The organism is Amycolatopsis ultiminotia (assembly GCF_039536925.1).
GTDB classification, from domain to species: domain Bacteria; phylum Actinomycetota; class Actinomycetes; order Mycobacteriales; family Pseudonocardiaceae; genus Amycolatopsis; species Amycolatopsis ultiminotia.
Window position 1 is genome coordinate 36,860 of sequence record NZ_BAAAZN010000003.1, and the last position, 26,647, is coordinate 63,506.

General features: G+C 67.3%; 25 protein-coding genes. 11 read left to right on the forward strand and 14 right to left on the reverse strand.

Translation table 11 applies throughout. The annotated features are described in order from the left end of the window. Nucleotides 1–22 precede the first annotated feature (22 nt). Both ABD793_RS07905 and ABD793_RS07910 read right to left on the reverse strand, forming a co-directional pair. On the reverse strand, nucleotides 23–1,504 hold the full coding sequence (locus ABD793_RS07905) for a hypothetical protein (protein ID WP_344857008.1): 1,482 nt from the start codon (nucleotides 1,502–1,504) through the stop codon (nucleotides 23–25). Nucleotides 1,505–2,328: 824 nt separating this feature from the next. After that, nucleotides 2,329–2,457 carry a hypothetical protein gene (locus ABD793_RS07910; RefSeq protein WP_344857010.1) on the reverse strand — a complete coding sequence of 43 codons (129 nt, stop codon included), beginning with the start codon at nucleotides 2,455–2,457 and terminating at the stop codon, nucleotides 2,329–2,331. A gap of 889 nt (nucleotides 2,458–3,346) precedes the next feature. Here ABD793_RS07910 and ABD793_RS07915 point away from each other — a divergent pair. Further along, nucleotides 3,347–3,934: a hypothetical protein gene (locus ABD793_RS07915; RefSeq protein WP_344857014.1), complete on the forward strand. Its 588-nt coding sequence runs from the start codon at nucleotides 3,347–3,349 to the stop codon at nucleotides 3,932–3,934. Between the two features lie 33 nt (nucleotides 3,935–3,967). Here the strand turns inward: ABD793_RS07915 and ABD793_RS07920 are convergent, their stop codons facing one another. After that, on the reverse strand, nucleotides 3,968–4,618 hold the full coding sequence (locus tag ABD793_RS07920; RefSeq protein WP_344857017.1) for a hypothetical protein: 651 nt from the start codon (nucleotides 4,616–4,618) through the stop codon (nucleotides 3,968–3,970). Nucleotides 4,619–4,729: 111 nt separating this feature from the next. Between ABD793_RS07920 and ABD793_RS07925 the strand changes: the two genes are divergently transcribed. Continuing rightward, nucleotides 4,730–5,107 carry a nitroreductase family deazaflavin-dependent oxidoreductase gene (locus ABD793_RS07925; protein WP_344857019.1) on the forward strand — a complete coding sequence of 126 codons (378 nt, stop codon included), beginning with the start codon at nucleotides 4,730–4,732 and terminating at the stop codon, nucleotides 5,105–5,107. 10 nt (nucleotides 5,108–5,117) lie between these two features. Continuing rightward, nucleotides 5,118–5,648 carry a GNAT family N-acetyltransferase gene (locus tag ABD793_RS07930; protein ID WP_344857023.1) on the forward strand — a complete coding sequence of 177 codons (531 nt, stop codon included), beginning with the start codon at nucleotides 5,118–5,120 and terminating at the stop codon, nucleotides 5,646–5,648. A gap of 48 nt (nucleotides 5,649–5,696) precedes the next feature. Here the strand turns inward: ABD793_RS07930 and ABD793_RS07935 are convergent, their stop codons facing one another. Next, a complete protein-coding gene (locus tag ABD793_RS07935; RefSeq protein WP_344857025.1) occupies nucleotides 5,697–5,975 on the reverse strand; it encodes a GlsB/YeaQ/YmgE family stress response membrane protein in 279 nt (92 codons plus the stop codon). A 900-nt stretch (nucleotides 5,976–6,875) separates the two neighbouring features. Here ABD793_RS07935 and ABD793_RS07940 point away from each other — a divergent pair. The 4 genes from ABD793_RS07940 to ABD793_RS07955 all read left to right on the forward strand — a co-directional run bounded on the left by ABD793_RS07940 (nucleotide 6,876) and on the right by ABD793_RS07955 (nucleotide 11,694). After that, on the forward strand, nucleotides 6,876–8,318 hold the full coding sequence (locus ABD793_RS07940; RefSeq protein ID WP_344857027.1) for an amidohydrolase family protein: 1,443 nt from the start codon (nucleotides 6,876–6,878) through the stop codon (nucleotides 8,316–8,318). Nucleotides 8,319–8,388: 70 nt separating this feature from the next. Beyond that, complete coding sequence (locus tag ABD793_RS07945; protein WP_344857029.1) at nucleotides 8,389–9,756, forward strand: MFS transporter; 1,368 nt, start codon at nucleotides 8,389–8,391, stop codon at nucleotides 9,754–9,756. 34 nt (nucleotides 9,757–9,790) lie between these two features. After that, nucleotides 9,791–10,723 carry a fumarylacetoacetate hydrolase family protein gene (locus ABD793_RS07950; protein ID WP_344857031.1) on the forward strand — a complete coding sequence of 311 codons (933 nt, stop codon included), beginning with the start codon at nucleotides 9,791–9,793 and terminating at the stop codon, nucleotides 10,721–10,723. A 38-nt stretch (nucleotides 10,724–10,761) separates the two neighbouring features. Further along, nucleotides 10,762–11,694 carry an MBL fold metallo-hydrolase gene (locus ABD793_RS07955; RefSeq protein ID WP_344857033.1) on the forward strand — a complete coding sequence of 311 codons (933 nt, stop codon included), beginning with the start codon at nucleotides 10,762–10,764 and terminating at the stop codon, nucleotides 11,692–11,694. Here ABD793_RS07955 and ABD793_RS07960 read toward each other — a convergent pair. Genes ABD793_RS07960 through ABD793_RS07970 form a run of 3 tightly spaced genes read right to left on the reverse strand, consistent with a single transcriptional unit; the run spans nucleotide 11,613 to nucleotide 14,863 of the window. After that, nucleotides 11,613–12,629 carry a LysR family transcriptional regulator gene (locus ABD793_RS07960; RefSeq protein WP_344857035.1) on the reverse strand — a complete coding sequence of 339 codons (1,017 nt, stop codon included), beginning with the start codon at nucleotides 12,627–12,629 and terminating at the stop codon, nucleotides 11,613–11,615. The genes ABD793_RS07955 and ABD793_RS07960 overlap by 82 nt on opposite strands. A 60-nt stretch (nucleotides 12,630–12,689) precedes the next feature. Then, nucleotides 12,690–13,664, reverse strand: coding sequence for an MBL fold metallo-hydrolase (locus ABD793_RS07965; protein WP_344857037.1), 975 nt, complete (start codon nucleotides 13,662–13,664; stop codon nucleotides 12,690–12,692). Further along, a complete protein-coding gene (locus tag ABD793_RS07970) occupies nucleotides 13,661–14,863 on the reverse strand; it encodes a cytochrome P450 (protein ID WP_344857039.1) in 1,203 nt (400 codons plus the stop codon). Before ABD793_RS07970 ends, ABD793_RS07965 begins: the two co-directional genes overlap by 4 nt. A gap of 110 nt (nucleotides 14,864–14,973) precedes the next feature. Between ABD793_RS07970 and ABD793_RS07975 the strand changes: the two genes are divergently transcribed. Beyond that, nucleotides 14,974–15,588, forward strand: a complete 615-nt coding sequence (locus tag ABD793_RS07975) for a TetR/AcrR family transcriptional regulator (RefSeq protein ID WP_344858061.1) — start codon at nucleotides 14,974–14,976, stop codon at nucleotides 15,586–15,588. Nucleotides 15,589–15,654: 66 nt separating this feature from the next. Here ABD793_RS07975 and ABD793_RS07980 read toward each other — a convergent pair whose 3' ends face one another. The 3 genes from ABD793_RS07980 to mug form a co-directional block, all read right to left on the reverse strand. Further along, complete coding sequence (locus ABD793_RS07980) at nucleotides 15,655–17,499, reverse strand: acyl-CoA dehydrogenase (protein ID WP_344857041.1); 1,845 nt, start codon at nucleotides 17,497–17,499, stop codon at nucleotides 15,655–15,657. A gap of 159 nt (nucleotides 17,500–17,658) precedes the next feature. Continuing rightward, nucleotides 17,659–18,447: a response regulator transcription factor gene (locus ABD793_RS07985; protein ID WP_344857043.1), complete on the reverse strand. Its 789-nt coding sequence runs from the start codon at nucleotides 18,445–18,447 to the stop codon at nucleotides 17,659–17,661. Nucleotides 18,448–18,728: 281 nt separating this feature from the next. Next, complete coding sequence (mug, locus tag ABD793_RS07990) at nucleotides 18,729–19,289, reverse strand: G/U mismatch-specific DNA glycosylase (RefSeq protein WP_344857045.1); 561 nt, start codon at nucleotides 19,287–19,289, stop codon at nucleotides 18,729–18,731. Nucleotides 19,290–19,403: 114 nt separating this feature from the next. Between mug and ABD793_RS07995 the strand changes: the two genes are divergently transcribed. Then, entirely contained in the window at nucleotides 19,404–19,580 is a 177-nt protein-coding gene (locus ABD793_RS07995; RefSeq protein ID WP_344857049.1) for a hypothetical protein, read from the forward strand. Here ABD793_RS07995 and ABD793_RS08000 read toward each other — a convergent pair. Further along, nucleotides 19,521–20,162 carry a VanZ family protein gene (locus ABD793_RS08000; protein ID WP_344857053.1) on the reverse strand — a complete coding sequence of 214 codons (642 nt, stop codon included), beginning with the start codon at nucleotides 20,160–20,162 and terminating at the stop codon, nucleotides 19,521–19,523. The two genes, ABD793_RS07995 and ABD793_RS08000, sit on opposite strands and share 60 nt — an antisense overlap. Nucleotides 20,163–20,394: 232 nt before the next feature. Between ABD793_RS08000 and ABD793_RS08005 the strand changes: the two genes are divergently transcribed. After that, entirely contained in the window at nucleotides 20,395–22,080 is a 1,686-nt protein-coding gene (locus ABD793_RS08005; protein WP_344857056.1) for a bifunctional metallophosphatase/5'-nucleotidase, read from the forward strand. Between the two features lie 205 nt (nucleotides 22,081–22,285). Then, nucleotides 22,286–22,624 (forward strand): MmcQ/YjbR family DNA-binding protein, encoded by a 339-nt coding sequence (locus tag ABD793_RS08010; RefSeq protein WP_425548670.1) that lies wholly within the window; start codon nucleotides 22,286–22,288, stop codon nucleotides 22,622–22,624. Here ABD793_RS08010 and ABD793_RS08015 read toward each other — a convergent pair. From ABD793_RS08015 to ABD793_RS08025, 3 genes are read right to left on the reverse strand one after another with little or no spacing between them, the layout of a single operon-like run. Then, nucleotides 22,614–24,416, reverse strand: coding sequence for a VanW family protein (locus ABD793_RS08015; RefSeq protein WP_344857064.1), 1,803 nt, complete (start codon nucleotides 24,414–24,416; stop codon nucleotides 22,614–22,616). The two genes, ABD793_RS08010 and ABD793_RS08015, sit on opposite strands and share 11 nt — an antisense overlap. A gap of 24 nt (nucleotides 24,417–24,440) precedes the next feature. After that, nucleotides 24,441–24,773 carry a GroES family chaperonin gene (locus ABD793_RS08020; RefSeq protein WP_344857067.1) on the reverse strand — a complete coding sequence of 111 codons (333 nt, stop codon included), beginning with the start codon at nucleotides 24,771–24,773 and terminating at the stop codon, nucleotides 24,441–24,443. 1 nt (nucleotide 24,774) lies between these two features. Next, the gene (locus ABD793_RS08025) at nucleotides 24,775–26,604 is read right to left on the reverse strand and encodes a thioredoxin-like domain-containing protein (protein WP_344858064.1); all 1,830 of its coding nucleotides are present in this window, start codon (nucleotides 26,602–26,604) and stop codon (nucleotides 24,775–24,777) included. Between the last annotated feature and the right edge of the window lie 43 nt (nucleotides 26,605–26,647).

Here is a 26,647-nt window from a genome sequence, read left to right on the forward strand (position 1 = left end):
TGGGTAATCAGAATGTCCGGAACTACTCGTCTTCAAACTCTGGGTCAAAGTTGACGGGCTGCACTCCTTCGGTCTTCTCCGTAAGATTGCTTGCTGAATCTTTTCGGCGGGCGTCTACCCAGGTACTGCGGATGACGAAGCCTGTTTGGTGGGCAGCATGGGATGTACGCGCAGGGAGCTTCGCAGTTCGCTCTCTCTGGTTTTTTGTGTCGCCAAACCTCACAGCAAGAAACCATCCGCTTGAGCACTGGGCACTCTCCATGTATGAAACGAGCTGATTTTCAAGTCCGTTCCAAAACTTCCCGTTGCTCATCTTCTTAATCTCAAGAAGAACTCGAACGCGTGAATCCTTGCTTACAATAAAGTCGACGGGTCCTCGGCCAAGCTCGACCTCACGGTCTAGGCCGATCCCGTGTGCTCGACAGTAAGACTGAACAACCCCCTTGAACAGTAGCTGAATCGAAGTCTCGCGCTTAGGGTGACCGGTATCGTCATTGTAGAGAAGCGACCAGAGACCTTCCTCTTCGATTTGATGTTTAAACTCGGTGATGATCTTTTCTACGAATCTGAGTAAGTCGTCCTTGGTGGCGATGGTTGAGATATCTATGGGGTGCTCGTTGGCGAACTCCCGAGTTCGAGCCTGCCAGTTATGTAGCCCTACCGGGTCTCGGTCGACGGGGTACGGGTCGGCTGGCCTTTCTTCGCTTGTGCTGCTCCATTGTCTGACTAGATCAGTATTAGAGCGAGCCCGTCGAATTACTTCAGACTTGTTGATGTGCTGGTTGAGGCTCAGGTTGAGGTCCATCCTGAGGTCTGGTTCGACAAAGTTCCACCAGTCTGTCGAATCCAGGGCTGGAAGTTCGCGAAGGAATCGACTAGGAATCAGGAGAATGGGTCCGTTAGTGAAAGGGTTCTTCGGCAGGGAAAGGCGCTCGGTACACCACCTCATTCGATGGGAGTCAAAACTGGCATGCTTCACCGGAAATTGTTCGGTAGAAACCGCGAGGTCCCTACAAACATCCTGTGTATACTGTATGAACTGAGGCTTTAGAATGTTACAGGTGATATCAGATATCCGATCGCGACCAATCTTCTCGACGAGGAGCCCGAGCTCCTCGAAGTGGGTGAGATCTTGAAGTCCAAGCTCGATCGCGTCGCGCATGGCGACGACCATAAGTTTCGCGAACCCTTTTCCCGTTCCAGATCCATTTCTGCCCTTCCGGGTTAAGCCTAAACCAAATTCCTCCGGCTCAGGGAATTCCATTAATGAGAGCGTCTTCTGATATTGTAAGCTACCGCCATTATTATGATGTCCAGCTAGTAGATTAAATGTCATTTGGAAGTAGTCGGTGATAACCTTGTGAGAACTTCCCCAAGGGCTTGTTTCCGGCTCCTTGAAAATTTGGAAGGGATCAGCAAATAGTTGAGTGTCATCTTCCAGGAGTTGATCAAACCAATCATATTGCTCCGGATTGCTTATTGAAAATTGCTCGGAAAAGTACAACTGGCCCTCCCGTGGTGACGCCTAGTCAAGTAGTAACATAACTTGAGTCATAAGTGTTACTATTTGCCAGACAATTCGCTCTTCTGGCCTAACTAAAGCCCCTACTCGGATGTGTGCCATAGCTGCTGCCAGACTTTTTTGGCAGGCATTGGTAGCCACATCTCTCCTTGGTGGTGGGCCCTAGTCATGCCCTAGGCAGCTTGATTTGCTGCCGAACTTAGCTCTATGGGATCAAGGGCGCACCGCCGGCGGGCGGCGCGCCGGTGCGGTACCGAGCCGCTCACCTGGGCGTCCGCCGCCGCTCCGGCACGGCGGGCTGCCGCTCCGCTTCGCCCACCGGCCGGGCGGCGCGGCCGCCAGCGGGGTCGGTACGTAGCGCCCCTCACCGGCGGCACGCATGCGCCGAGGAGTCAGGGCCAGAGCCTCCCCATCGAGAGCCATGACGTCATGGTCGCTCTCCGGGCCGCGAGCGTTACGCACGGAGGTCACCAGGCTCCACCCCGAAGCCGGATCGTGACAACGGCCGGCGACACCGCGTCAAGGCGGGAAAGCGTGCCTTGACCCGGCGACACCGGCCGCGTGCGGGCTTCGGATCGGGGTGAAGGGAGGGGAGTGGGTCAGGCCAACTCGCCCACGCACCCCAGCAGCCTGCACCGGGTCACAAACAGGGGTAGCCACCGCTGGCAGCACACCGAAGCCAAGAGACAGCCTGGCTGGTCCAGGCCATGGCGATCGCCAAGGGGGCCGACGCGGTCAAGCTGCGCACGACAGTCAGCCCTTCGCGCCACAGACAACCGGGGGCTTGGTGCGCGACAGGCTGCCGTCTACTCGATCCCCAGCAGCCTCCGGAGACGCATCGCCATGTCCAGGCACGCCAATGACTCCGTCTCGAACTCGCGCAGGTCGTAGTCCTTGCCGCGCTCTCGGTACCAGACGGCCCACCTGCGACCCACCGGAGCGATCATCACAACGTCGTCGACCAGCGTGCTGCCGGCACCGACCCGGAGTGGATCCAACTCATATGCGTTGGTCGGTACTCCCCACCGATCGAGCAGACGCTGCAGTGCTGCTCGATCACGCACGTAGTCGGGTATCGACACGAAGACCATCCTGGGCCGTGCGGTCTGCGAGGGCCAGAGCTGCGCCTTGGCCTGGCGGCGCTCCGAGGATGCGGGGACGGTGGCAGCCCGGGGACCTCCTCACCGAAAGGTGCGGGCCGGAGACGGCCCCACCGTGCCATTGCCGTGCCATTCAGGCCGGTCAACCACGGTCAACGGCGGCCGACCGCAGGTAGCCGGGTCCGCAGGTCAGGACCGTCTTCGGCCATGATCGCCCTGGTTCCCAAGCTGAATACGCGGGTTCGATTCCCGTCATCCGCTCTCCTGCGAAAGCCCCAGGTCACAGGTTGTCGATTGTGGACCTGGGGCTTTTTCGTTGGTAGCTCGATCTTCTCGGCGGGCGATTAACCGGCCGTCGCGCCAACGCCGTGTCAGGCAAGCCGCAGCCCCCGGCCTGTGCACGTCACCGGGGGCTGCGGGCCAGCTGGCAACACAAGCGATCGTCACGTCAAATGCCTCCCCCGGCCGGACGCGACCACCAAGCCGCAGAGCCTACTGATCCCGAGGGACCGCACAAGACCTAACTATCCCGTTGCCCCACCATTGTCTACGAACAGGACATCGCGATCAAGCCCGGCGCCGGCACCGGTGGCTGCTCGTTCGCGGGCGATCGTTCAACGACGGGCAGACCGGGGCCATTTTCCGGCATGCGCACCCCTGATTCCCGAGGCAGCGCAAGCGAATTCGTTTCCGGCATCCGCGCTCATCGCAGTAGTGTGCAACCGTGGCTTTTCAGTACCAGCCGGACACCAGTGTCGCGGAGTGGGTGGTGCGTTCTGGGACTCCGGATATACAGCTGATCCTTTTCGGCCCCGCGGTGTACGACGGCTATGCGCGGCTTCGCTTCATTCCCGATCCCGACGAACCCGGGCAGCGCGAGGCGGACGTGCGGCTTCCCTACGACCATCCGGCTGAGATCGAGCAGACCCGCCGGGCGCTGCGCACGTTGAGCCGGTTCACCTCGACGCCGGAGGACTGCTACTTCTGCCTGTGGGACGGGTATTCCGATGTCAACCTGCCACCACAGGCACCCGGAGACGGGCTGTTCACGCTGCCCTACCGTCGGTACGCGATTGTGCGCGGGGCAGTGGCGGACCTCGCCGAATGGGAGGCCACCTTCGGCTCCGGGGGACCAATCGCGCCGCCGGCATTCGTCTGGCCTGCTGATCACAGCTGGTGTTTCGCTTCCGACGTCGATCCGCATTGGGCCGGAATCGGAGCCACCCCGGCGGCCGTCGACGCGCTCGTCGACGATCCGGAAATCGACGTCGTCCGCGCGCAGCCGGCCGAAACCCAGCCCACATACCGGTGACGAGCGCCGTCGGCGGCGCTCAACCGTTGCCGGTCAGCCCTCGACCAGCTCCCACTCCGCACCCGGTTCGGCGCGGTCGAAAACCTGTCCGGGGGCGGCCTGCAGCACCGCCGTGACCTCCGGGTACAGCCGGACCGCGTGTTCCAGCTCCAGGCTCTCGACCTCGAAATCCTGCTCCTCCGGGACCTCGAAACCGACGAACAGCCACGAGCCGTCGGGTTCGCGGACCACCTGCCGGACGGCACGCGAAGGGGCGTCCTTTCCGGTGCCGATCTCGGTGAGGCCGGTGCTGAGCTGCACCTCGTCCACCGGCGAACCCGGATGTGGCCACGCGGCGACGCGGGCCTCGCGGATCGCGCGGTCCTCCACGGCGTCGTCGGAGTCGGCGACCGAGCTCAGCAGCCAGGTGGCGCGCCCGGCGTCCCAGTCCGCGGCCACCCCGGTCGGCACCGAGGCCAGCGCCGTCAGCTGGGGCAGCAACTCGACCGCCTCGCGCAGGCTCATCGCACCGAACAGCCGCCGGTTCACCTCCATGTCCTCGTCGAACTCGGCGCCGTCGCTGACGAACCAGTCGTCGTCATCGTCGAGCACCACGAAGGCCAGCCGCCCCGGCTCCTCGACCAGCGCGTGCGCGATGATCACCGGCGACTCCGGATCCTGCCGCAGCAGCCACTTGTCGGACATGCTCACTCCCCGCGTCGGTTCCGTGTCCGAACCCATCCCATCAGACCGGCCGGACGGCACGGTACGCGCCGTCGGACAGTAATTCCACGCTTGTTGGATTATGCTGCCTCCATGGTTCTGTCAGCGCGGGTCGCCCGCTTCAACCGCGTGGTCACCAACCGGGCCACGAAACCCTTCGTCGGAGTCCTGCCCGGCTTCGGCCTGCTCGTGCACCGGGGCCGCCGCTCCGGCCGCGAGTTCCGCACACCGCTGAACATCTTCCGCACCGATGACGGCTTCGTCGTCGCGCTCACCTACGGACCGGACGCCGACTGGGTGCGCAACGTCTTCGCGGCCGGCGGCGCGGAGGTGATCACCCGCGGGCACAAATACCGCGTGCGTGACCCGGAACTCGTGCATGATGAGACGCGCCGGCCGATGCCACCGGGCGTACGACAAGTCCTCGGCCTGGTCGGGGTCACGGATTTCCTGGTGCTGAAACGGGAGTGAGGGGGAGCGGATGCTCACGGGGGAGCTGGTGCGGCTGCGCGCACTCGAACCGTCGGACGCTGAATCGCTGTACCGGTGGGTGCACGACGACGAGGTCGGCCAGTGGATGAACAACGACCATCCACTTTCGCTCGACCAGCTGCGCAAGCGCGGCGAGGACCGCAAGACCAACACTTACGGACTGGTCGTACTCGGTATCGAAGCGGTCGCCGATGACAAGCTGATCGGCGTGATCGACCTGCGCGACGCCCGTCCCGAGGAGGGGCGCGCGGAGCTGGACATCTACCTCGGCGAGAAGGACTACTGGGACGGCGGTTACGGCACCGAAGCGTTGAAGCTGATGTGCCGCTACGGGTTCAACGTGATGCGCCTGCACCTGATCGCGCTGTGGGTGGTCGCGGAAAACGAACGCGCGCGGCACGTGTACCGCAAGGTCGGCTTCGTGGAGGACGGCAGACACCGCGAATGCTTCCGCGGCAACGACGGGAAGTACCACGATATGTACCTGATGAGCCTGCTCGAGGGCGAGCTGAAGGACTGACAGTCCACTCCGGATACTCCGGAGTGGACTGTCGCAACGGGACCCCGGCTACCGCTCGGCGTGGCGGCGCCTGCCGTAGAGGCCCGCCACCAGGCTGACCCCGATCGCGGCTAGCACCACCTGGGTGATGATCTCGAGCCAGTCGATCCCCTTGGTGTCGGCATAGCCGATCCCGCGCGCGATCGCGGTGCCCACGAATGCGGCGACGATACCCACCACGATGGTGAGCCAGATCGGAATGGCCTGTTTGCCAGGTGCGACCAGCCGACCGACAAGACCGAGGATCAACCCGATCACGATGGCACTGATAATGCCGGAAACAGTCATCGAAACTCCTCTGCCGGATGGTTCCGCGGCTACGCGGCCCTGGATGCCCCGGCCCAAGCCGGGCAAAACGCACCGGAGCCAGAATCCACCCGGGCAACCACCACCGCCAGTCGCCGACCAGCGCATCGGGTCCTTCGCCCGGCACACGGCGGCAACGGCCGGGAGCCGGGGCGAGGGACGGGTGGGTAGCCCATTCGGATGACAGCCTCGGTCGGAGGGGCCGGCCTGGTCGGCGACCCGGGCCGAGGTCAGCCTCCCGCCACGTGCGAGGCCCATCACCCGAGGTGGCAAAGGCGTCCGCAGGCGGTAGCAGCGGGACGGTGGCGACCGCGGTAGCCGCGGCGGAGCGGCGGTCTCGGTGGAGCGGCAGTCGCGGCGGTCGCGGCGGAGCGGCAGTCGCGGCGGAGCGGCAGTCGCGGCGGAGCGGCAGCCGCGGTGGGACGAAGACGGGACGGCACGGGCACGCTCCGCGTACAAGACACAGCACAGCACCGCACAGCACGACGACACGACGCGGGCACGGGTGCACAGCACGGGGACACGACGCAGGCACGGCACGGCACGGCACGGCACGGCACGGCACGGCACGGCACGGAGCAGCAACGGCCATGGTGCCCGCAGGTAGCAACAGCGGTGGGCGGAGCACCGAAGGTGTCCGGCGGAAGACCGTCGTCCGTGACGGAGAATTTCCGACCCGCAGGAAACCTGGGGGATCGACCCCAGCCCATGGAATCCGTAAACCATGCGACCATTCCTTCGGGGAATACACCGCATGTCCGATTGGCATTTTACCCGCCTTTCCGCTGGTGCTAGCGTCAGCACTGCCGCCGCACCGGCCATTCGGGAAATGGGTGGCAATGCTCAGGCATCGGTGCCTGAATCTGTCGGAATCGGGGTTTCATGAGCACTGACGCGAATGCTCGACCGGATCCTTCTTCGGACCGTGGGCTCCGGGAGCTGCTCGACCGGCACGCCGCGGGCAGCCCGGCGGCGGGGGCGGGGGCGGCTCAGCAGATCCTCCTGCGGGGCGGGTCGGTCCTGTCGATGGACCGCGCGGTGGGGGACTTCGCGGTGGGCGATGTACTGATCGTCGGCGATCGCGTTGCCGAGGTCGGGCCCTCGATCTCGGCGCCGGAGGCAGTGGTCGTCGACGCGCGCGGGCACATCGTCCTGCCCGGTTTCTGCGACCCGCACATCCACTGCTGGGAGGGCTCGCTGGGACGGATCATCCCGGAAAACGTCCCGCAGACCACCGCGGACCCGGTCGCCGGAGCACCGGCGTCCGGTCGCAGCTACATGTACGCCGCACATCGCCTGTTCGGACCGGCCTGCCGACCGGCGGACATCTACGCCGGAACCCTGAACACCCTGCTCACCGCACTCGACGCCGGGATCACCACGGTCGTCGACAACATGCACAACGCCCGCACCCCCGAGCATTCAGATGCCGCGGTCGAGGCACTTTTCGCCGCCGGACTGCGCGGTGTGCACGCGATGGGAAAGCCCCGTTCCGGAAAATGGGCGGAAACATTCCCGGAAGACGCACACCGGCTACGCGCACAATACTTCCACGGCGATGACCAACTGTGCACGATGCGCCTGTACGCCGCCGGGAGTGACGAGCTCACCGAGCTGCTGCCCATCCGCAAGGAACTCGATCTCTGGTTCTCGTTCGACAGCGGAATCGAACGCCAGGATCTGCCCGGACTCTACGCGTCGGGGGCGTTCGACGGACGGGAGGCGATCAACCACGCCAACTTCCTCTCCCGGCAACAACGGCAAGTCGTGGTGGACAACGGTGCACAGGTCAACGTGTGTCCCCGAATCGAGTCGCAGTTCCGGTACGGCCGGATTCCCTACGGCGAGTGGGTCGAGCAGGGGCTGCGGCCGGGACTCAGCAACGACAATCCGATGACCTACGGGATCGACATGTTCGCCGAGATGCGGGCGCTGTACCTGACGCAGCGGGTCGACCAGCACCGCTCCGGGGAAAAATCGGCGTCACTGCGGGAGATCGTGCAATCCGCCACGCAACAGGGTGCGAACAACTGCGGAGTCGGCGACCTCGTGGGCTCGCTGACTCCCGGCAAGAAGGCGGACATCGTTCTCCTCGACGCCAGGAAGCCGCAGCTTTTTCCCCGGAACAACGTTCTCTGTTCCGTGGTGCAAGGAGCCGACGTGGGATGCGTTTCCGCAGTGCTGGTGAACGGTCGCATCGTGAAATGGGACGGCCGGCTGCTCGCTGTCGATCTGGCGAAGGTACAGGGACTCGTCCAGGAGTCCCACGACTATCTGCTCGACACGGTGCACTGGCCGCACGCGAGCGTCGACTTCGACGACTGACGACGCCCGCCACCGGAGCGGTTCCGGCCGAACTTCCTCGTATCCGCGCAGTCCAAAGGATACCTTTGCCATGACGCAATCATCTTCGACCGGTCGAGACCGGGCAGCAAGACGGAACATCCGCCTCGGCTCACTCGGTGCGGCACTGGAGTACTACGATTTCGTCGCTTACCTCTACGTGGCAACGCTGATCGGACAGGCCTTCTTCCCGGCCGGCACGTCGGCGATGGTGCGGCTGGTCGAGACCCTCGCGATCTATTCGATCGGTCTCGTGATCAGGCCGGTGGCCGGCATCCTCATCGCCAGGGTCGCCGACCGTGTGGGACGAAAGCAGCTCTTCATCCTGACCGTCGCGGTGATGGCGGCGGCCACGTTGATCATCGGATTGCTGCCGACCTACGCCCAGATCGGCTGGCCGGCGCCGGTGTTGCTGATGCTCATGCGGGTCGCCCAAGGATGCGCGGTCGGTGGTGAGCTCCCCGCCGCCGCGGTCTTCGTCACCGAACACGCACGACAGGATGGCGTCGCGCGGGCGGGCGCATTTCAGCAGATGACAGCGTACAGCGGATTTCTTCTCGGTGCCGGGGCAGCGTTTCTGTCCGGTCTCGTCGTGACGCACCTGGCACCGGGGATGCCCTCACTCGCGTGGCGGCTGCCGTTCATCGCGGGAGGACTGCTGGGAATCGTGTCCAGCTACCTCCGCCGCAGGCTCGACGAGACTCCGGCATTCGTCCGCGCCACCGGCACGCAGGAGCATCGGCCGTCCGCCCCGGTCCGCGAAGTGCTCGGCAAACATCGCGGTCCGGTCCAATTCGCGGTTCTCGTCACCGTCGCACTGACACTGGTGAACATCACCTACTTCAACTTCTGGCCCACCTACCTCCAGACGTCGCTCGGCTACACCGCGAACACGGCGCTGGTCGCCAGTCTCGTCGCGATCGTCGGCGCGATGGCGGCCATGCCGTTGTGGGGCCTCCTCGGCGACCGACGCGGCTGGCGCACGATGTTGTTCTGGTCCGGGGGCTCGACCGCGGTGACCACCGTGCTGCTGCTGGTCCTCCTGCCGGTGCTGCCTTCCGGATCGGTCCTCGCCATCGTGATCCAGCTGCCCGCGGCCATGTCGGCGGGCGGAATCGCCGCCGTCGTCCCGGGTCTCGTCTCGGCGATTTTCCCGACCGAAGTGCGGCAGACCGGATATTCGGTGCCTTACAACCTCGTCGCCGCGCTGCTGGGCGGATTCCTGAACCTGATCCTGGTGTGGCTCGTGGCGAGTGTCGGTATCGGTGCGCCGATGTACGTGGTGCTCTTCGCCAGCGTTCTCACCCTGGTCGCCGGGTTCCTGATGATCCGGATCCGCACCTACCTCGGCCGGGGAGCCCGGCAGTTCGCCCGCAGCGGCAATCCGGAAAATGCCGGTGACGCGACAGTGACCGGCTGAGCCGGCGCCCCGATCCGAAGGAAGTTCCCGAACGATGCGTTTTGTCACCTACTCCGACGGCCCCGCTGACCGGGTCGGAGTGCTCAGCGGAGAGCAGATCCACGCCCTCGCCCCCGGAGTGACCCTGCGCGGGCTGCTGGGGGACGACGGGGAACGCCTGCACCAGGCCGGCGAACGAGCGCTGCGCGATCCACACGACGTCGTGGCGCTCGCCGGAGCACCGCTGCGTGCGCCGATCCCCGATCCACCCACGGTGCGCGACTTCATGACCTTCCAACAGCATGTCGAAGGCACCCTCGGGCTCGCCGGTGGCAACGCCGGGATTCCGCCGCGCTGGTTCGATGCCCCGGCGTTCTACTTCACCAACCCGTATGCGGTACTCGGGCCGCACGACGACGTTCCGGTTCCGCCGGGGTGCACCCTGTTCGACTTCGAACTGGAGGTCGCCGCGGTCATCGGGCTCGGCGGACGGGACGTGCCCGCGTCCGAAGCCGAGCGGCACATCGTCGGGTATTGCCTGCTCAACGACTGGTCGGCGCGCGATCTGCAGTTCGCGGAAATGGCGGTCCGGTTGGGGCCTGCCAAGGGAAAAGACACTTCACTCACCCTCGGGCCGGTGCTCGTCACCGCCGACGAACTCGCCCCGCACCGCTCGGGCACGGCATTCGACCTCGGGATGACGGCCGCGGTCAACGATGCAGTGATCGGCACCGATCGCTGGGATGCCATGCATTTCTCGTACGCCGAAATGATCGAGTACGCGAGTCGCGGCACGCAGGTGCGCCCCGGCGACGTGCTCGGCTCCGGCACGTGCGGTGGTGGCTGCCTCGCCGAGCTGTGGGGACGCAAGGGCTGGGACGCGCATCCGCCGCTGCGACCCGGGGACACGGTGACGATTTCGGTCGACGTGCTCGGCGAAATCACCTCGAAGATCGTCGCCTACCCAAGCGCGGGGCACGGCGAATGACAGCGCGAACACGAGAAAGAGCACGGACGGAGACCTGAATGGCAGTGCAATATTCACGAGGGCTGCACGAGGTGGCGGAGGGCTGTTGGGCGTGGTTCGAACCGCCCGGCAGCTGGGGGCTGAGCAATTCGGGCCTGGTGAAAATCGGTGCCGAACTGCTCGTCATCGACACCCAGAATGACGTGGGACGTGCTCGCGACCTGCGCGGCGCTGCCGTGGAAATCGGCGGAGAAGATGCGATCACCACGGTGGTCAACACACACAACGACGGCGATCACTGGTTCGGGAACATGTTCTTCGAGGACGCCCGGATCATCGCGACCACGGCGGCGGCGAACGCCATGCGGACGCTGCCGATCGACCCTCGCCGGCTGGCCGAGGTCGGCCGGGCGGGAACCGCACTGCAGCGGTGGTCCCATTGGCGCGCGGAAATCTTCGACTACGAGTGCTGGCGTCCGGTGTTCCCGGCCGAAACATTCGACGGCACGCTCAAGCTGGCCGACGGCGCGGTCACGCTGCACGAGGTCGGGCCCGCGCACACCCTCGGTGACGCGATCGTGCACGTGCCGGACGCGAACGTCGTGTTCAGCGGCGACATCCTGTTCCACCGGGCGACGCCCATCGTATGGGCCGGACCGGTGTCGAACTACGTCGCGGCCTGCGACGCCGTGCTCGCACTCGAACCCGCGGTCGTGGTGCCCGGCCACGGACCGGTGGCCACCGCGGACGGCGTCCGCGAGACCCGCAACTACCTGGTCCACCTGCTGGAGCACACGACCCGGTGCGTGGCCGCCGGGGTTCCGCCGGAACAGGCGTACCGCCGCTTCGACCCCGGCGAGTACCGCCTCTGGCCGCATGCCTCCCGCGCGTTCCAGAGCATCCTCGCGATCTACGCCGAGTTCCGGCCAGAACTCGTTTCCCTTTCCTGGGAGGAGTCGATGGAGATTGTGCTGGCCGACGACGCGAGCTGAACGGCCGCAGACGCCGCCCTGCGATCGGCGGCGAGCTCACCCAACCGGATCCGGACCATCTCGGTGACGGCCTCGGCAGCCGGCGAAGGGTGCCGTCCGGCACGGGTGACCGCCACGAGTTCCCGTTTCAGCACGGGCGCGAACCCGATTGCGGTGAGGACGCCGCTGTCCAGGTCGTCCCGGACGAACGTGTAGGGCAGCACCGAACAGTATTCGCCGCGCACGACGAGATCCCGGACCAGGTGCAGGGAGTCGATCCCGGAACCGATGCCGTCGGTCATGCGATCCAGGTCCAGGCTGGTGCGCAGAACCTCGCGAAACCCCGGGGTCAACGCGAGCCGCAGCGACCGGAGCGTGTCCGGGGTGGCGGGTCCGCCCACGCCGGAGAGCAGTTCGCCCGCGGCGACCAGCAGCATTTCGTCGGATCCGACGTCGGTGAAGGAAATGCGGGTGGTCCGGTAATCCGCGCGGGTGAACACGCCGAGGTCCAGCCGTCCGCCTTCCAGCCATTCCGCGAGGAACATGGGCAGTGCTTCGACGATCCGGATCCGCACCCCGGGATGGTCCGCGGCAAGTCTTTCTTCCAGATATCCGGCCAGCGCGGGAATCAACGACGGCGAGAGACCGAGCGTGACAGTTCCGGACAGCGATGCGGCGCTGCCGCGGACCTCCGACCTGATGTCGTCCAGGTAGCCGAGCAGGGTGCGCGACATCTCGTCGAGACGAGCACCCGAGGCCGTCGGCCGGACCCCTTCCGGCGCCCTGATCAGGAGATCGACGCCCAATTCCCGTTCCAGTGCCTGAATTTGCTTGCTCAGCGCAGGCTGACCGATGTGCAGCCTGCGTGCCGCCGCGCTGAAACTGCCCTCGCGAACGATCGCCGTGAAGTACTGGATCTGCCGGATCTCCATCTCCACCACCCGCTCTCGAGCCATCGGCAAGGAAGGTCCGCCCAGACTGCCACTTCGCGGGCAGTGGCGGCGGGACACGCGGTCTCAGCGGCCCCCTTCGTCCGCGAGCGCGTCGGTGAACCCCTCGAGTGCGCCGATCCGGCCCAGCACGTCGAACCGCGGCGGGCGGGGCACCGTCGGGTCGAGCTCCTGGTAGACGTTGAGCACGTTCTGCGCGAGCCGGCCGTGTTCGGGCAGCTTCGCGTACCGGCCGAGGTCGATGGACTCGACGGCACGCTGGACGTCGAGCCCGTCCTGGTAGCGCTTGGTCGCCTCCTGCTGGACGAAGCTCAGGTAGTCCCGGACCGGACCGACACCGCTCTTGTCGGTGACCGGACCGTGGCCGGGCACGATGGTCGTGACGTCCATGTCCAGGATCAGGTCACACGCGGCGATCCAGCGTGACGTGGGGCCTGCCCAGACCACCGGGGTGCCGCCGACGAACAGGATGTCGCCCGCGTAGAGCAGCTTGGCGTCCGGGACGTGCACGAGCGTGTCGCCGGGGGTGTGCGCCGGGCCGACCTGGATCAGCCGGACCTCCCGCCCGCCGACGTCGAGGCTCTCCTCGCCGGCGAAGGTCCGGTCCGGTCCGGTGGACACGATCCCGGAAAAGTCGAAGGGACCGAAGATGTGCCGGGTGAACTCGCCGAGCGCGCCGTCCCGCTCCTTCACCGAGGCGAGCGCGGTGACCTGGTCCTGGGTCATCAGTGCCGCGGCGGCCTCCGAGGCGACGATCTCGACGCCGCGTTCGGCGAGCAGCTGGTTGCCGAACACGTGGTCGCCGTCGGAATGGGTGTTGACGAGCGTACCGAGCGGATGCCGGTCGGTGACCGGGCGGATGCCCTCGAGCATCTCGCGGGTGAGCGCGAGGTCGAACAGAGTGTCGATCATCAGCGAGGTGCCGGAGCCGGTGATCAGCCCGGAGTTGCTCCAGCCCCAGCTCCCGTCGGGCAGCAGCCACGCGTGGCAGCCGTCGCCGAGATCGTGCAGGCCTTTGCGATACAGCGGTGCGGTGGTCACATCTGGTCCTTGATCAGTCGAATCGGCAACGAGGTGAAATTCCGGATCTCCCGGTTCGGGTTGCGCACCGGCGGCCCGGCGATCTCGAACCGGCGGACCCGCGCGGCGAGCGCGGTCAGCAGCTCCACCCCCTCCAGCCGGGCGACCGGCGCCCCGATGCAGAGGTGGATGGATGCACCGAACGCGACGTGGTGGCGTGCGTCGGGACGGGTGACGTCGAGGGTGTCCGGATCGGCGAACCGCTGCGGATCCCGATTGGCGGCAGGCAGGATCGCACAGACGTCGGCGTCCGCGGGGAGTGCCACGCCGCCGATCTCGACCTCGGTGCAGGTGCGGCGGAAGAACTGCTTGAACGGTGAGTCCCAGCGCAGCACCTCCTCGACGGCGTTTCCGATCAGGCCCGGATCGGCGCGCACCGCGTCCCACACGTCCGGGAACAGCGCGAACGCGTGGATTGCGTTGGCCAGCAGGCTGTTGGTCGAGTCGATCCCGGCCAGCCAGATCGAGCCGAGGGTGAGCAGCCGCTCCTGGCCCTCGTGCAACAACCCGGTCTCGCCGCCCTGCTCGGTGATCAGCCTGCCGAGGCAGTGCGCGGGCATCCCGGCCGCTCCGGGGCCCGCCAGCCATTCGAAGGACGCCATGACCCGCGCGGCGTGCACCGGATCCGCGTCCGGCCCGATCATGTGCATCACCGAATCCGCCCATTCGGTGATGGTGGCCGTGTCCGGCGGGGTGATTCCGGTGAGCTGCCGGATCGCCAGGTCCGGCAGGGGCTGGGACAGCGCAGGCACGACGTCGACCTCACCCTCGGCCACCGCGGCCTCGACGAGATGTTCGGTCGCCGCGCGGATACCCGGCCGAAGCTGCTCGACCGGGCCGCGCTGGAACCGCGGCTGCACCGACCGCCGGATCCGGGTGTGCTCCGGCGGATCGTTGTCGATGAACGGGGCACGGAACCCGGTCTCCGCGACGCGCTCGTAGCTCGACCCCAGACCGGACAAGAACCGGCGGTGGTCACGCAGCACCGCGGACACCGATTCGTAGCGGGTCACCACCCACAGATCCCGCTCCGGCAGGTGCACGACCGGCCCCAGTTCGCGCAGCCGCGCGTAGACCGGATACGGATCGGCCACGTGCTCGAGCCGGAACGGGTCAAGTTCGGCAGAGCCGGCGAGGGCGCCGGGCGAACGGGAACTCATCTCGGGATCGCTCCTTTGAGATCCGATTGTGCACTGGGGTGCAAAAAGTGCCGCCCCCCACTTTTGCACTCCAATGCAAGACTGTCCAGAGGACGAGAGGGGCAGTGCGGATGGTGACGGCGGAGACGGTCGACGGGCAGACCCGGCGGCGGCTGGCGACCCGCGAACGGCTGTACGAGGCGGCCGTCGCACTGATCACCGAACGCGGCTACGAGACGACGACGATCGACGAAATCGCGGCACGGGCCGGTACGTCCAGGCGCACGTCGTTCAACCACTTCCCGACAAAGAGCGATATCACGCTCGAGTGGGCCCGGCGCAGGCGCGCGCTGGCCGCCGACGCCGCGAAGGCCGCGAGCCCGCGAGGCGACGTGCTCGAACGCTTGCGCGCCTACTTCGGCGAACTGGCCTCGATCACCGAGGACCGGCCGACCGAGACCCGCGAGATGCTGTTCGGCTACCTGCGCGCCTGCGGTCCGGTGCTGCACCCGTCACCGATGAGCGAGGAGCTCGCCGCCTGGCTCGGCGACGCCGATCTGCCGGGCACCGGCGGGGAAAGCAGGCTCACCGTCGCAGGCGAACTTCTCTACGACGTCTACCTGGGAGCGCTGTGGCGCTGGATGCGTGATCCGGATCCGCGGCCGGGTGCGTTCACGGCGGAGCTGGACGCGGCCGTCGACGTCGCGCTCGGCGGTATCGCCGCATCCATCGGGGCCGGCCACTGACGAAAAACCGACGGCGGACCCGGCCGGGACGACCCCGCCGAATCCGCCGTCGGAAAGAGAAACCGGTCAGAAGGCCGCTTCGTCGACCTCCATCAGGGCGTTGTCCGCGGCTTCCACGATCGCCCGGCGAGCGGTCAGCTCGGGCAGCACCGTCTTGGCGAAGAACGACGCCACCGCGAGCTTGCCCTCGTAGAACGGCTTGTCCTTCGCCGAGGCACCGCTGTCCAGCTTGGCGGTGGCGATGCCTGCCTGCTTGAGCAGCTGCCAGCCGATCAGCAGGTCACCCACCGACAGCAGCAGCCGCACGGTGTGCTGGCCCGCCTTGTTGATGTTCTGCGGATCCTCCTGCGACGCGGTGAGGTAACCGATCAACGCGCCCAGCATGCTCTGGGTGTCCTCGAGCGCCTGCTTGAGCAACGCGCGCTCGTTCTTGAGCCTGCCGTTGCCCTCGTCCGACTCGACGAACTTCGTGATCTCCCCTGCGACGAACGAGAGCGCCTGGCCCTTGTCCCGGACAATCTTGCGGAAGAAGAAGTCCAGCGACTGGATCGCGGTGGTGCCCTCGTACAGCGAGTCGATCTTCGCGTCGCGGATGTACTGCTCGATGGGGTAGTCCTGCAGGAAGCCCGAGCCGCCCAGGGTCTGCAACGACTGCACCAGCTGCTCGGTCGCCCGCTCCGAACCGACGCCCTTCACGATGGGCAGCAGCAGGTCGTTGACGCCGTGCGCGAGCTTCAGCGAAGCCTCGTCACCCTCGCCCGTCCACAGCTGGTCCTGGAACGACGCGGTGTACAGGTAGACCGCACGCAGCCCCTCCGCGTACGCCTTCTGCAGCATCAGCGAACGGCGCACGTCCGGGTGGTGCGTGATGGTGACGCGCGGCGCGGTCTTGTTGAGCATGTTCGGCAGGTCGGCGCCCTGCACGCGCTCCTTGGCGTACTCCAGCGCGTTCAGGTAGCCGGTGGAGAGCGTGGCGATCGCCTTGGTGCCGACCATCATCCGCGCGTACTCGATGACCTGGAACATCTGCGCGATGCCGTTGTGCACCTCGCCGAGCAGCCAGCCCTTGGCCGGCGTGCCGTGCTGGCCGAAGGTCAGCTCGCAGGTGGTGGACGCCTTGATGCCCATCTTGTGCTCGACGTTCGTGACGAAGGCACCGTTGCGCTCGCCGGGCTCACCGGTTTCGGAGTCGAAGTGGTACTTCGGCACGAGGAACAGCGACAGGCCCTTGGTACCGGGCTTGGTCTCGATCCCGGGACCCTCCGGACGCGCCAGCACGAGGTGCATGATGTTTTCGCTCATGTCGTGCTCGGCGGAGGTGATGAACCGCTTCACGCCGTCGATGTGCCAGGAGCCGTCCTCCTGTTTGACGGCCTTGGTGCGACCCGCGCCGACATCGGATCCCGCGTCCGGCTCGGTGAGCACCATCGTCGCGCCCCATGCGCGATCGATCATGATCTGCGCCCAGCGCTTCTGCTCTTCGGTGCCGTTCTTGTTCACGATCATCGCGAAGTTGGGACCCGCGAGGTACATGAACAACGGGGCGTTCGCACCGAGGATCAGCTCGGAAGCGGCCCACTGCACCGTCGGGGGGAGACCGAAGCCGCCGAGGTCGTTGGTGAGGCCGAGACGCCACCACTCACCGTCGAGCAGCTGCCGGTAGCTCTTCTTGAACGACTCGGGGATGGTGACGCTGAACGTCTTCGGGTCGTAGACCGGCGGGTTCCGGTCCGCGTCGGCGTAGGACTCGGCCAGCGGGCCGGTGGCGAGCTTGTTCAGCTCGGCCAGCACCCCGCGGGCGGTCTCTTCGTCCGACTCGGCGAGCACGCCCTTGCCGAGGCGTTCCTGTACGCCGAGCACCTCGAAGAGGTTGAACTCCAGGTCTCGGACGTTGCTCTTGTAGTGGCCCATGTCGTCACTCCGTGTCGTGTTCGGCTTTCCGGCCGGGCACAGCTTCCCTTACTCGCCGGTAACATCAGGGTATTACCTACGAGTAACCAGAGCAAGCACAAGCACAGTTCCAGTGTGGTGAATTTCGCCGAAAAGCGGGGCTCGACCAGGAGATCGAGATCAGCGGGTGCTGCGCGCCACGGCGTTCTGCGCAGGCAGCACGGCGGCGTGGTCGTCGAGCTGGGCGACCAGGATGCCGCCACGGAAGGCAATGGTCACTGCGTGTGTCCGATCGCGGGCGGAGAGCTTGCGGAGAATGCTCTTCACGTGGGTGCGCACGGTTTCCACGGAGAGGAAGAGCAGTTTGGCGATCGCCGAGTTCTCCAGCCCTTCGGCCACGAGCTGCAGGACCTGGTATTCACGGCGGGACAGCGGCATCGCACCCTTGGGCTGTCCGAGCGGCCCGTCACCTGGGGCCGCTCTCGCTGCCGACTGCCGCTTCGGACGTGCGGTCAGCGCGGACAGCGCCGGGTCGATGTAGCGCCGGTCGGTGTGCGCGCGGCGCAGCGCCTCGGACAGCCGCCGGGAGTCCACCGCCCGCGGCACGATCGCGTGCGCACCCGCGCCGATCGCCATCGCCAGGTACTGCTGGGTACGGCTGACGTCACGGACCAGCACCACGAGCACCAGCGCCGGATCGCCGCCGTTGAGCAGCTTCACGAGGTGGCAGTTCGGATCGAGTGCCGAATCGAGGATCACCACGTCCGGCCGCGCCTGTTCGCACAACTGCATGGCCGCGTGGTGACTGGCCGCCTGTCCCGACCAGTGCAGACCGAGCGTGCGGTGCACCATCGACGCGACCCCCTCGCGGAAGATCGGAATCGGATCGACCACTGCGACCCCCAGGCTGCGGCCGCCTGCCGGCTGTCCCGGTGCGATGGGCGTTCGGTGTGGCTCGATACCACGCATCTCGGGGTTCTCCGTCCTCCAGGCCGCTCCCGCGACCGGCATACCCCCTCGGCATGCCTTTCAGTCCCCCCTGCCGGGACCGAACGGGAACGACACCTTGTCCTGATTCGACTCCGAGCGGCGCGGCTTGTGACGCAGTTTCCCCCTCATAGCCGTATCGGACGGTTGCAGCAAACTCTCCGTAGAAAAGTCCTCCCGAACTGCGAGAATTCGGCGCAGTCGAGCGCCCGAAGGGTTCGGGGTAGCTACTGTGGGTGTCCCCCTGTCAGGCGATTGCCTTATTACGTTCCGTACTCGACAGTCACCGCGCGCCGGAGTTCGCCGAACGCCTCGGCCAGCCGGGGCGCGGTCCAGTGCGCGTTGAGGCCGCTCGGGTTCGGCAGTACCCACACCCGCGTGTGCCCGACCGTCCGATCCTGTCGCCCGACCTGTGCCTTCGGCTCGCCGAAGGCGGTCCGGTACGCGGTGATCCCGACGACGGCCAGCCACCGGGGCCGGTACTCGCGCACCTTGGCGGCCAGCGCCCGGCCACCGGCCCGGAGTTCGTCACCGCTGAGCTCGTCGGCCCGTGCGGTCGTGCGTGCCACGACGTTCGTGATGCCCAGCCCCAGGCCGAGCAGTTCGTGCTGCTCGCTCGGGTCGAGCAGCCGCGGGGTGAAGCCACCGGCATGCAGGGCCGGCCAGAACCGGTTGCCGGGCCGGGCGAAGTGCAGGCCGAGCGCACCCGAGTAGAGCCCGGGATTGATCCCGCAGAACAGCACGTCCAGGTCGGGTTCGAGGACGTCCGGGAGCACCGCGGCGGATGCGGCGGCAAGCTGCGCCTTGGTGGGTTTGGCCGGCATACGGACCAGTCTTGCCCGCTCAGTGGAACCGCACCGCACACGGGGTGGCGCGGCCGTGATCGGGGTGGGTAGCCTGTGTGATCTCTCGCACAACGACGTAGCGGAGGAGGCATCATGCAGCTCTGGCTGGTTCTCGGACTCGTGGCGCTGGTCATCGTTGCCGCCTCCCTCATCGTGCTGGTCGAGGACCGGCGATCCGCCCGCCGGGCGGCGCTGCAGCGGCGTGCCCGGTTAGCGCGTCTTGGCGAGGTCGATCCGCTCGCGCCCGGCCGGCTGCGCGTCGACGGTTGAAGAGGTACTGCGCAGGGCGAGCAGCAGCGCTGCGGCGAGCCAGCCGAGGCCGGCGCCGAAGGTGTTGGCGATGAGGTCGTCCACGTCGAAGATCCGGTAGACGAACGGCGCAGTTCCGAAGTTCGCGGTGAGCTGGGTGATCTCGATGGCCAGTGACACGGCGCCGCCGATCAGCAGCGCGCCGACCACTCCACGGCGCCAGCACAGCCGGGCGAACAGGCCGAGCGGCACGAACAGCAGCACGTTCATCGCAGCCTGCTGGAAGGTCTGCGTGGTGAACCAGTGCGCGCTGGACAGCCCGTGCTTGAGCAGTTCGGTGTGGATGTCAGCAATCCACTGGAACGGATGCAGCTGCACGGTCTGTTCGAGCTGCCTGCTGTTCGGGCCGGGCAGCGGCAGGAAGACGACGGCGAGCGCGAGGCTCGCGTACAGGACGAAGCCCGCGGTGGTCGCGATGCGCCGCGGCCGCACCCGGCCGTAGCGCGCGAACTGCAGCACCAGCTGTGGGACGAGGATCGTCACCCACCCGGCGAGGAAACCGATGAGCCCGTACTGCAGGGCGGTGACCTGTGCGTTCGTCATACCCGAAACGTTATGGATGCCGCCCCCACCGGCACTTCGGTCGAAGAGCCGGACGGCCCGGCACCGGCATCAGCCATCCGGCCGATGCGGACGCACCGATCGGTCGGCCGAACGGCAGATGACATTTCCTCATCGGCCGACTTCTTCCTCTGGTGAGGTTCGCGGTCTTTGGGCAGACTGCACCGCCGGGCACCCGTTCCAGGGGACAACGGGTGCGAAAACCGGAGGAAACATGAGGTTCTTCACCCGGCTCTCGGTCGCCGCCGCGGCCGCGCTGGCCACTGTGGCCGTCGCGAGCGCGCCCGCATCCGCGGCCCAGCCGATCGACGTCCGGCTCATCACGCTCAACGACCTGCACGGCAATCTCGAGCCGCCGTCCGGTTCGAGCGGGCAGATCACGCTCGCGGACGGCAGCACGGTGGACGCGGGCGGCGCTGCCTACCTCGCCACCCACGTGAAGCAGCTCGAGTCGCAGGTCCGCAACTCGATCGTGCTTTCCAGCGGCGACAACGTCGGCGCGTCACCGGTGATCTCCGCGCTGTTCCACGACGAGCCGACCATCGACTTCCTGAACGGGCTGGGGGTGAAGGCCTCCGCGGTCGGCAACCACGAGTTCGACGAGGGCTACCAGGAGCTGCAGCGGATGCAGTTCGGCGGATGCCACCCGAGCGACGGCTGCCAGTTCGACAAGAGCTACGGCGGAGCGCACTTCCCGATCCTCGGGTCCAATGTGTCCTTCACCAACGGACTGCCCGCGCTGGCGCCGTTCAGCGTGCAGGTATCCGGCGGGGTGCCGATCGGCATCATCGGCGCCACGCTGAAGGACCTGCCTTCGGTCGTCGCGCCGGACGCGGTCAAGGGACTGAAATTCGGCGACGAGACCGAGGCGATCGACCGCACCGCGAACCTGCTCGACGGGCTCGGCATCAAGGCCCAGGTCGTGCTGCTGCACCAGGGCGACGAAGCGGTGCCCGGCGGTGGCCCTGACGACTGCAAGGTCGCGCCGGGCGGTCCGGCCGCGGCCATTGCGGGGAAGGTCAGCCCGAAGGTCGACGCGATCTTCACCGCACACACCCACCAGCAGTACAACTGCGTGCTCAACGACCCGGCAGGCCAGCCCCGTCCGGTGCTGCAGGGTGCTTCGTTCGGACGGCTGCTGTCCGTGCTCGACCTGAAGATCGACCCGCGCACCCGGGACGTCATCCGGGCACAGACCAAGGCGCACAACGACATCGTCACCCGCGACGGCACGCCGGACCCGGCGGTGGAGAAGCTCGTCGACGAGGCGAAGACCAAGGCCGCGCCGATTGCGAACAAGCAGGTCGGCACGATCACCGCGGACCTGCCCGCGGCAGGTGCGGCGTCCGGGGAGTCCCCGCTCGGCGACGTGCTCGCGGATGCCCAGCTGGAGGCGACCAAGTCGAACAACGCAGTCGTCGCGATGACCAACCCCGGCGGCATCCGCGCGGACCTCGCCTTCAAGTCCTCGTCGGCAGGCGAAGGCGACGGCGTGGTGACCTACGGCGAGGCGTTCACCGTGCAGCCGTTCTCGAACATCATGCAGACGATCACGCTCACCGGCGCCGACCTGAAGAACGTGCTGGAACAGCAGTGGGGTCCGAGCGGCACCAAGATCCTGCAGGTCTCGAGCTCGCTGCACTACACGTACTCGGCCGCGGCCCCGGTCGGCTCGCGCGTCTCGGCCATCACGGTGAACGGCACACCGGTCGACCCGGCCACGCCGTACCGGGTGTCGGTGAACAACTTCCTCGCCGCGGGCGGCGACGGATTCACCGAGTTCACCAAGGGCACCGACCTGGCAGGCGGACCGGTCGACCTGGACGCGTTCATCGCCTACCTCGGCGCACACCCCGGCATCGCCCCACCGCCGGCGGACCGCATCACCAGCACGCCCTAACGCCCCGCAAACCCAGCCAACCGGCCGGATCTGCCGCTGCGCAGATCCGGCCCGGCGTGGTGGCCGACCGAATACTCGAGCCGACTGATCACACCTTCCGACGGGCCTGCTTGGTCGCACCTTTTCGGACCACGAAACCCGAACGGCCACTGCGGGCTGGGCATCCGGCGTTTCGCCAAGACTTTCCGCCCCCGGCGCGCGCACGATGGTCCCCATGACAATGACCTGGGACGATGTGATCGCGCTGGCCGAACGGCTGCCCGAGACCGAGGTGTCGACCTCGTACCGCACCCCGGCGCTCAAGGTGGCAGGCAAGAGTTTCGCCCGGCTGCGCACCGAGGCCGAGGGTGGGCTGATGCTGTTCTGCGGTCTCGACGAGAAGGCGGCACTGCTCGCGTCCGGCGATCCGGCTTACTTCACCACCCCGCATTACGACGGCCACGGCGCGATCCTCGTGCACCTCGACCTGGTGGACCCGCAACAGCTGCGGGAGCTGCTCACCGACGCGTGGCGGTCGAAGGCCCCTGCCCGGCTCAGCACATGACGATCGGGCGCGGGGAGTAGGTGGTGGCACGGCTTTCCTCGCGGACCTCGGTGCCGGCGGCCAGGTCGTAGAACACCCGGGTGTCGGTGACACTGAACCCGGACGAACCCGCCGACGGCAGGCACGTGCCGCCGGGTCCGGGTCCGATCTGGACACTCGGCGGCACCTCGTCCGACTCCCCGCCGCTGCGGCCCTCGATGCGGTAATGCCTGGTGCCCCAGATCTTCACGGTCACCGCGCCCCCGCTCACACTGGTCTGGATCGCGAACCCGGTCGGATCGTTGTCGGCGATCTTCAGGTCCACCGGATTGCCCGCGTCGTCCACGGCCTTGGCATCGCGGCCCGCCGGGTAACGGCCGAGGAAATGGTCCTGCGCAGTGTGTCCACCGTCGCCGAGGCCGGCAAGGTAGCCTGCGTTGTACAAAGTGGACGCCAGTTGCGACAACCCGCCGCCGGGTACCGACGGTCCGTTGCCGTCCTCTTCCGCCGGCGCGGCGGCGTACCCACCGCCGCGGTGTGCGTCGAGGCTGAACGTCTCGCCCGGTTTCACGAGTACCCCGGAGATCCGGCCGGCGAGCAGGCGCACGTTCGTCTCGGCCGGTCCGCTCAACCCGCCGGTGGTGAACTCGCCGATGACCTCCTTGACGCCGAGCGCGTTGGCGCCGTCGGTGGTCAGGTCCGGCTTCTTCACGTCGTAGGCCACCGGCAGCACGCGCCCGGAGGACTTCGCCAGCACCGCGGCCAGTGGCTTGAACGTGGTGGCCCAGTTGATCTTCCGCCCGTCGGTGGAGGGCGTGACCGCGGGCGCGCCCGTGTCGAAGGTGATCTGCGCGTCCTTGCCTTCGGTCTCGGTCGGCGCGAGGTCCGATCCCACGGTCCGGCTGAGTTTCGCCTGATCGATGCGCAGTCCGAGACTGCCGCGGTCGCCCGGCACGAACTGGAACGCGGCCGCGATCTCCGCCGGTTGCACCGTGGCGTCCCTGCCTTGGCCGTGCAGCACGATCGGACCGGACACCGCAGGCACGACCACGCTGTCGAGCAGGGAGTGCACCCCGGCGGACGTCGCTTTCGTCGGCGTGATCGTCATGTTCAGCGTGACCCCCCGCGACGAAAGCCAACCGTCCACCACGGTCTGCACGGCCGAGGGCACGTCGGCCAGCTGCTGGCCCTGCCGCGGCTCCACCGGGTACGCGACGACGCCGTCCGGCTCCTTCGGTGCGAAGCCGATGCTGCCCTCGACCAGCGGATGGTCGAGGTGTTGCTGGGCGAGCTGCCGGATCGCCTGCGCTACCTGGAGGTGATCGCTGCGGGTGACGACGCCGACGTCCCTGGTGGTGAAAAACGAGAGCACCCGCGTGATCGGGCTCCACGGCTGGTGCCCGGCCTGTTCGAGGGTGCTGTGCCAGTCGAGCCCGAGGCCGGACTGCGCGGGCACCAGCGACGACGTGACGTCGCCTGCGTGCACCACCACCGGGCGGGTGAGCCGGGGCTGGAGTTCGGCGTGCAACTTGGCCTCGGCCTCGGCGTAGGACAGCCCGCCGACGTCGATCCCGGCGACCTGCACCCCGCGCGGCACGTCACCGGCGCTGGTGATCAGGTCGATCGCGTACAGCAGCACGAACAGACCCAGCAGACAGCCGACGATCATGAACGTGCGGCCGAGCCGCTTGCGGAACCGCCGCAGCCGGGTGTCCGGCGGCGGGGGAGCGTCTACCGCCCCGAAGATCTCCGTCGCCAGGTCGGGTTCGTCCAGCAGATCGTCGGCGAAGAACGCCGAATCTTCCTCACCCAACGCCTGCCTCCCCGGGTACGGGAACTACAGGTAGAGCCCCGTGCCGTGTTCGGTCCGCTCCGTGGCCACGGCGTGGATGTCGCGCTCGCGCATGACCAGGTGCCCTTCCCCCCTGATCTCGACCTCGAGCTGGTCCTCGGGGTTGAAGAGCACGCGGTCGCCTTGTTTGACGTTCCGCACACTGTTGCCGACCCCCAGTACATCACCCCAGGCGAGCCTGCGCGCCACTTCGGCCGTCGCCGGGATCACGATGCCGCCGCTGCTGCGACGCTCGCCTTCCTCCGGCGACAGCCGCACCAGCACACGGTCCTGCAGCATCTGGATCTCGAGCTTGGGCGTATCGGACACGCCGTGCATGTTACTGGCCGGAAGCCGCTCCCTTCGGCTCGCCCGCCATCACCAGGCTGAAGGTCTGCTCGCCCGAATCGTCGAACCGGATCGGCACACCCCAGTCCTGCCGGGTGATGCGGCACGCCGGGTGTTCGCCGCCGTCATCGCAACTGGCGGCCTGCGCCACGACCTGCAGGACGCCTTCGCTCACCCGGTCGGAGAACCGGATCCGGCGAACGAGGTCGGTGCCGACGCCACCGCCGTCGGCGAGCAGCTCCGGCGGCGACGCGGTGATCTCCAGCCGTGTCGACGGGCCGTAGCGCTCGTCCAGCTTTTCGCCCGGCGGCGGGGTGAAGACCACGGAGAAATCGACGTCGCCCGGGGCGAGCACGGTCGACGGACGGCGCACGGCGGTCCGGGTGCCGGCCACGGTGGTCGCCCGGCCGTCCCCGCCGAGCGGGACCACCCGGTTGCCCGCCGACTCGATCACGAAGAGTTCACCGTCGTGCAGTATCAGTCCCTGTGGCTCCGCCAAACCGGTCGCGAGCGTGCTGATCTCGCGGGTGAAGTAGTCGTACCGGCGGACCGCGCCGTTGTAGGTGTCGGCAATCGCGATCCGGCCGTCCGGCAGTACGGCCAGGCCCAACGGGTGCTGCAGCAAGGCCTGGCCGGCCGGGCCGTCCACGTGGCCGAAGGAGAACAGGTCCACGCCGACCGCGGTGTGCACGGCGAACGACTCGCCCGCGGGCTCGATCCAGCGCAAGGCGGACGTTTCCGCGTCGACCAGCCACAGCCGGTTCCCGTCCGCCGCGAGTCCGGAAGGCTGCGCGAAAAACGCCTCGTGCACGTCGCCGTCGCGAAGGCCCTCGACGGTGGTACCCGCGAACCGCCGGATGTCACCGGAGGACGGGTCGAACACGCTGAGCGTGTGGTTGCCCGCCATCGCGACCACGACCCCGCCTGCCGGAGCCCACCATGCGACGTCCCACGGGCTGGTGAGATCGATGTCCAGTGCCTTGCCGGTGTCGGTACCGTCGCGCCACTGCCGCCCGGTGCCTGCGACCGTCTTCACTTCGCCGGTGTTGAGGTCCAGACCGCGCAGCCGGTGCCCCGCGGTGTCCGCGACCACCGCGTGGTACCCGACGCGCTGGGCGATTTCGTTGGGCAGCAAGGCGATGCCGGACGGTTCGGTGAAGGTGGCGAGGTCGAACGGACCGTCCTGCGCACCGCGTTCGCCACTGCCGAACCGGCGGATCACCGTCTCACCGTCGGAAGCGAACTCGACGATCGAATGGTGGCCGGTGTCGGCCACCAGCACCCGCCCGCCCGCGGTGACCACGGCTTTGCTCGGAAACCGCAGCTCGGCACGTTGTTCCTCGACCGGCACGTACGGGCTGCCGCCACGCCGGAGCGTGCCTTTCGCCTCGTGCTTCGCGACCAGGTCGGCGACGACCCGGCGCAACGCCTCGCCGTGCCCCTCGCCCGCGGCGACGTGCACGACGTAGCCCTCCGGATCGACGAGCACGAGGGTCGGCCACGCCCGCACCGCGTACTGCGACCACAACTCCATCTTCGGGTCGTTGACCACCGGGTGCGGTACCTCGTACCGCCGCACCGCGGCCTCGATCGACGCGCGCTCTCCCTCGTGCAGGAACTTCGGCGAATGAACACCCACCGTGACCAGGACGTCGCTGAATTCCTCTTCGAGCGGCCGCAGCTCGTCGAGCACGTGCAGGCAGTTGATGCAGCCACTGGTCCAGAAGTCCAGCAGGACGACGCGGCCGCGCAGCTCGGCCAGGGTGAGCTGGTGGCCGCCGGTGTTGAGCCAGACGTCGCCGACGAGTTCGGGTGCGCGCACACGGGCCGGTGGCCGCGGCGCCGACTGTGGAGAGGTCACGGGA

What these genes read in the sequence shown, in the direction of transcription:
- ABD793_RS07920 (WP_344857017.1), bottom strand. Translation starts at nt 4,618, where the DNA reads ATGTCCGACAAGTGGCTGCTGCGGCAGGATCCGGAGTCGCCGGTGATC.
- ABD793_RS07925 (WP_344857019.1), top strand. Translation starts at nt 4,730, where the DNA reads ATGGTTCTGTCAGCGCGGGTCGCCCGCTTCAACCGCGTGGTCACCAAC.
- ABD793_RS07930 (WP_344857023.1), top strand. Translation starts at nt 5,118, where the DNA reads ATGCTCACGGGGGAGCTGGTGCGGCTGCGCGCACTCGAACCGTCGGAC.
- ABD793_RS07935 (WP_344857025.1), bottom strand. Translation starts at nt 5,975, where the DNA reads ATGACTGTTTCCGGCATTATCAGTGCCATCGTGATCGGGTTGATCCTC.
- ABD793_RS07940 (WP_344857027.1), top strand. Translation starts at nt 6,876, where the DNA reads ATGAGCACTGACGCGAATGCTCGACCGGATCCTTCTTCGGACCGTGGG.
- ABD793_RS07945 (WP_344857029.1), top strand. Translation starts at nt 8,389, where the DNA reads ATGACGCAATCATCTTCGACCGGTCGAGACCGGGCAGCAAGACGGAAC.
- ABD793_RS07950 (WP_344857031.1), top strand. Translation starts at nt 9,791, where the DNA reads ATGCGTTTTGTCACCTACTCCGACGGCCCCGCTGACCGGGTCGGAGTG.
- ABD793_RS07955 (WP_344857033.1), top strand. Translation starts at nt 10,762, where the DNA reads ATGGCAGTGCAATATTCACGAGGGCTGCACGAGGTGGCGGAGGGCTGT.
- ABD793_RS07960 (WP_344857035.1), bottom strand. Translation starts at nt 12,629, where the DNA reads ATGGCTCGAGAGCGGGTGGTGGAGATGGAGATCCGGCAGATCCAGTAC.
- ABD793_RS07970 (WP_344857039.1), bottom strand. Translation starts at nt 14,863, where the DNA reads ATGAGTTCCCGTTCGCCCGGCGCCCTCGCCGGCTCTGCCGAACTTGAC.
- ABD793_RS07975 (WP_344858061.1), top strand. Translation starts at nt 14,974, where the DNA reads ATGGTGACGGCGGAGACGGTCGACGGGCAGACCCGGCGGCGGCTGGCG.
- ABD793_RS07980 (WP_344857041.1), bottom strand. Translation starts at nt 17,499, where the DNA reads ATGGGCCACTACAAGAGCAACGTCCGAGACCTGGAGTTCAACCTCTTC.
- ABD793_RS07985 (WP_344857043.1), bottom strand. Translation starts at nt 18,447, where the DNA reads ATGCGTGGTATCGAGCCACACCGAACGCCCATCGCACCGGGACAGCCG.
- mug (WP_344857045.1), bottom strand. Translation starts at nt 19,289, where the DNA reads ATGCCGGCCAAACCCACCAAGGCGCAGCTTGCCGCCGCATCCGCCGCG.
- ABD793_RS07995 (WP_344857049.1), top strand. Translation starts at nt 19,404, where the DNA reads ATGCAGCTCTGGCTGGTTCTCGGACTCGTGGCGCTGGTCATCGTTGCC.
- ABD793_RS08000 (WP_344857053.1), bottom strand. Translation starts at nt 20,162, where the DNA reads ATGACGAACGCACAGGTCACCGCCCTGCAGTACGGGCTCATCGGTTTC.
- ABD793_RS08005 (WP_344857056.1), top strand. Translation starts at nt 20,395, where the DNA reads ATGAGGTTCTTCACCCGGCTCTCGGTCGCCGCCGCGGCCGCGCTGGCC.
- ABD793_RS08010 (WP_425548670.1), top strand. Translation starts at nt 22,286, where the DNA reads ATGGTCCCCATGACAATGACCTGGGACGATGTGATCGCGCTGGCCGAA.
- ABD793_RS08020 (WP_344857067.1), bottom strand. Translation starts at nt 24,773, where the DNA reads ATGCACGGCGTGTCCGATACGCCCAAGCTCGAGATCCAGATGCTGCAG.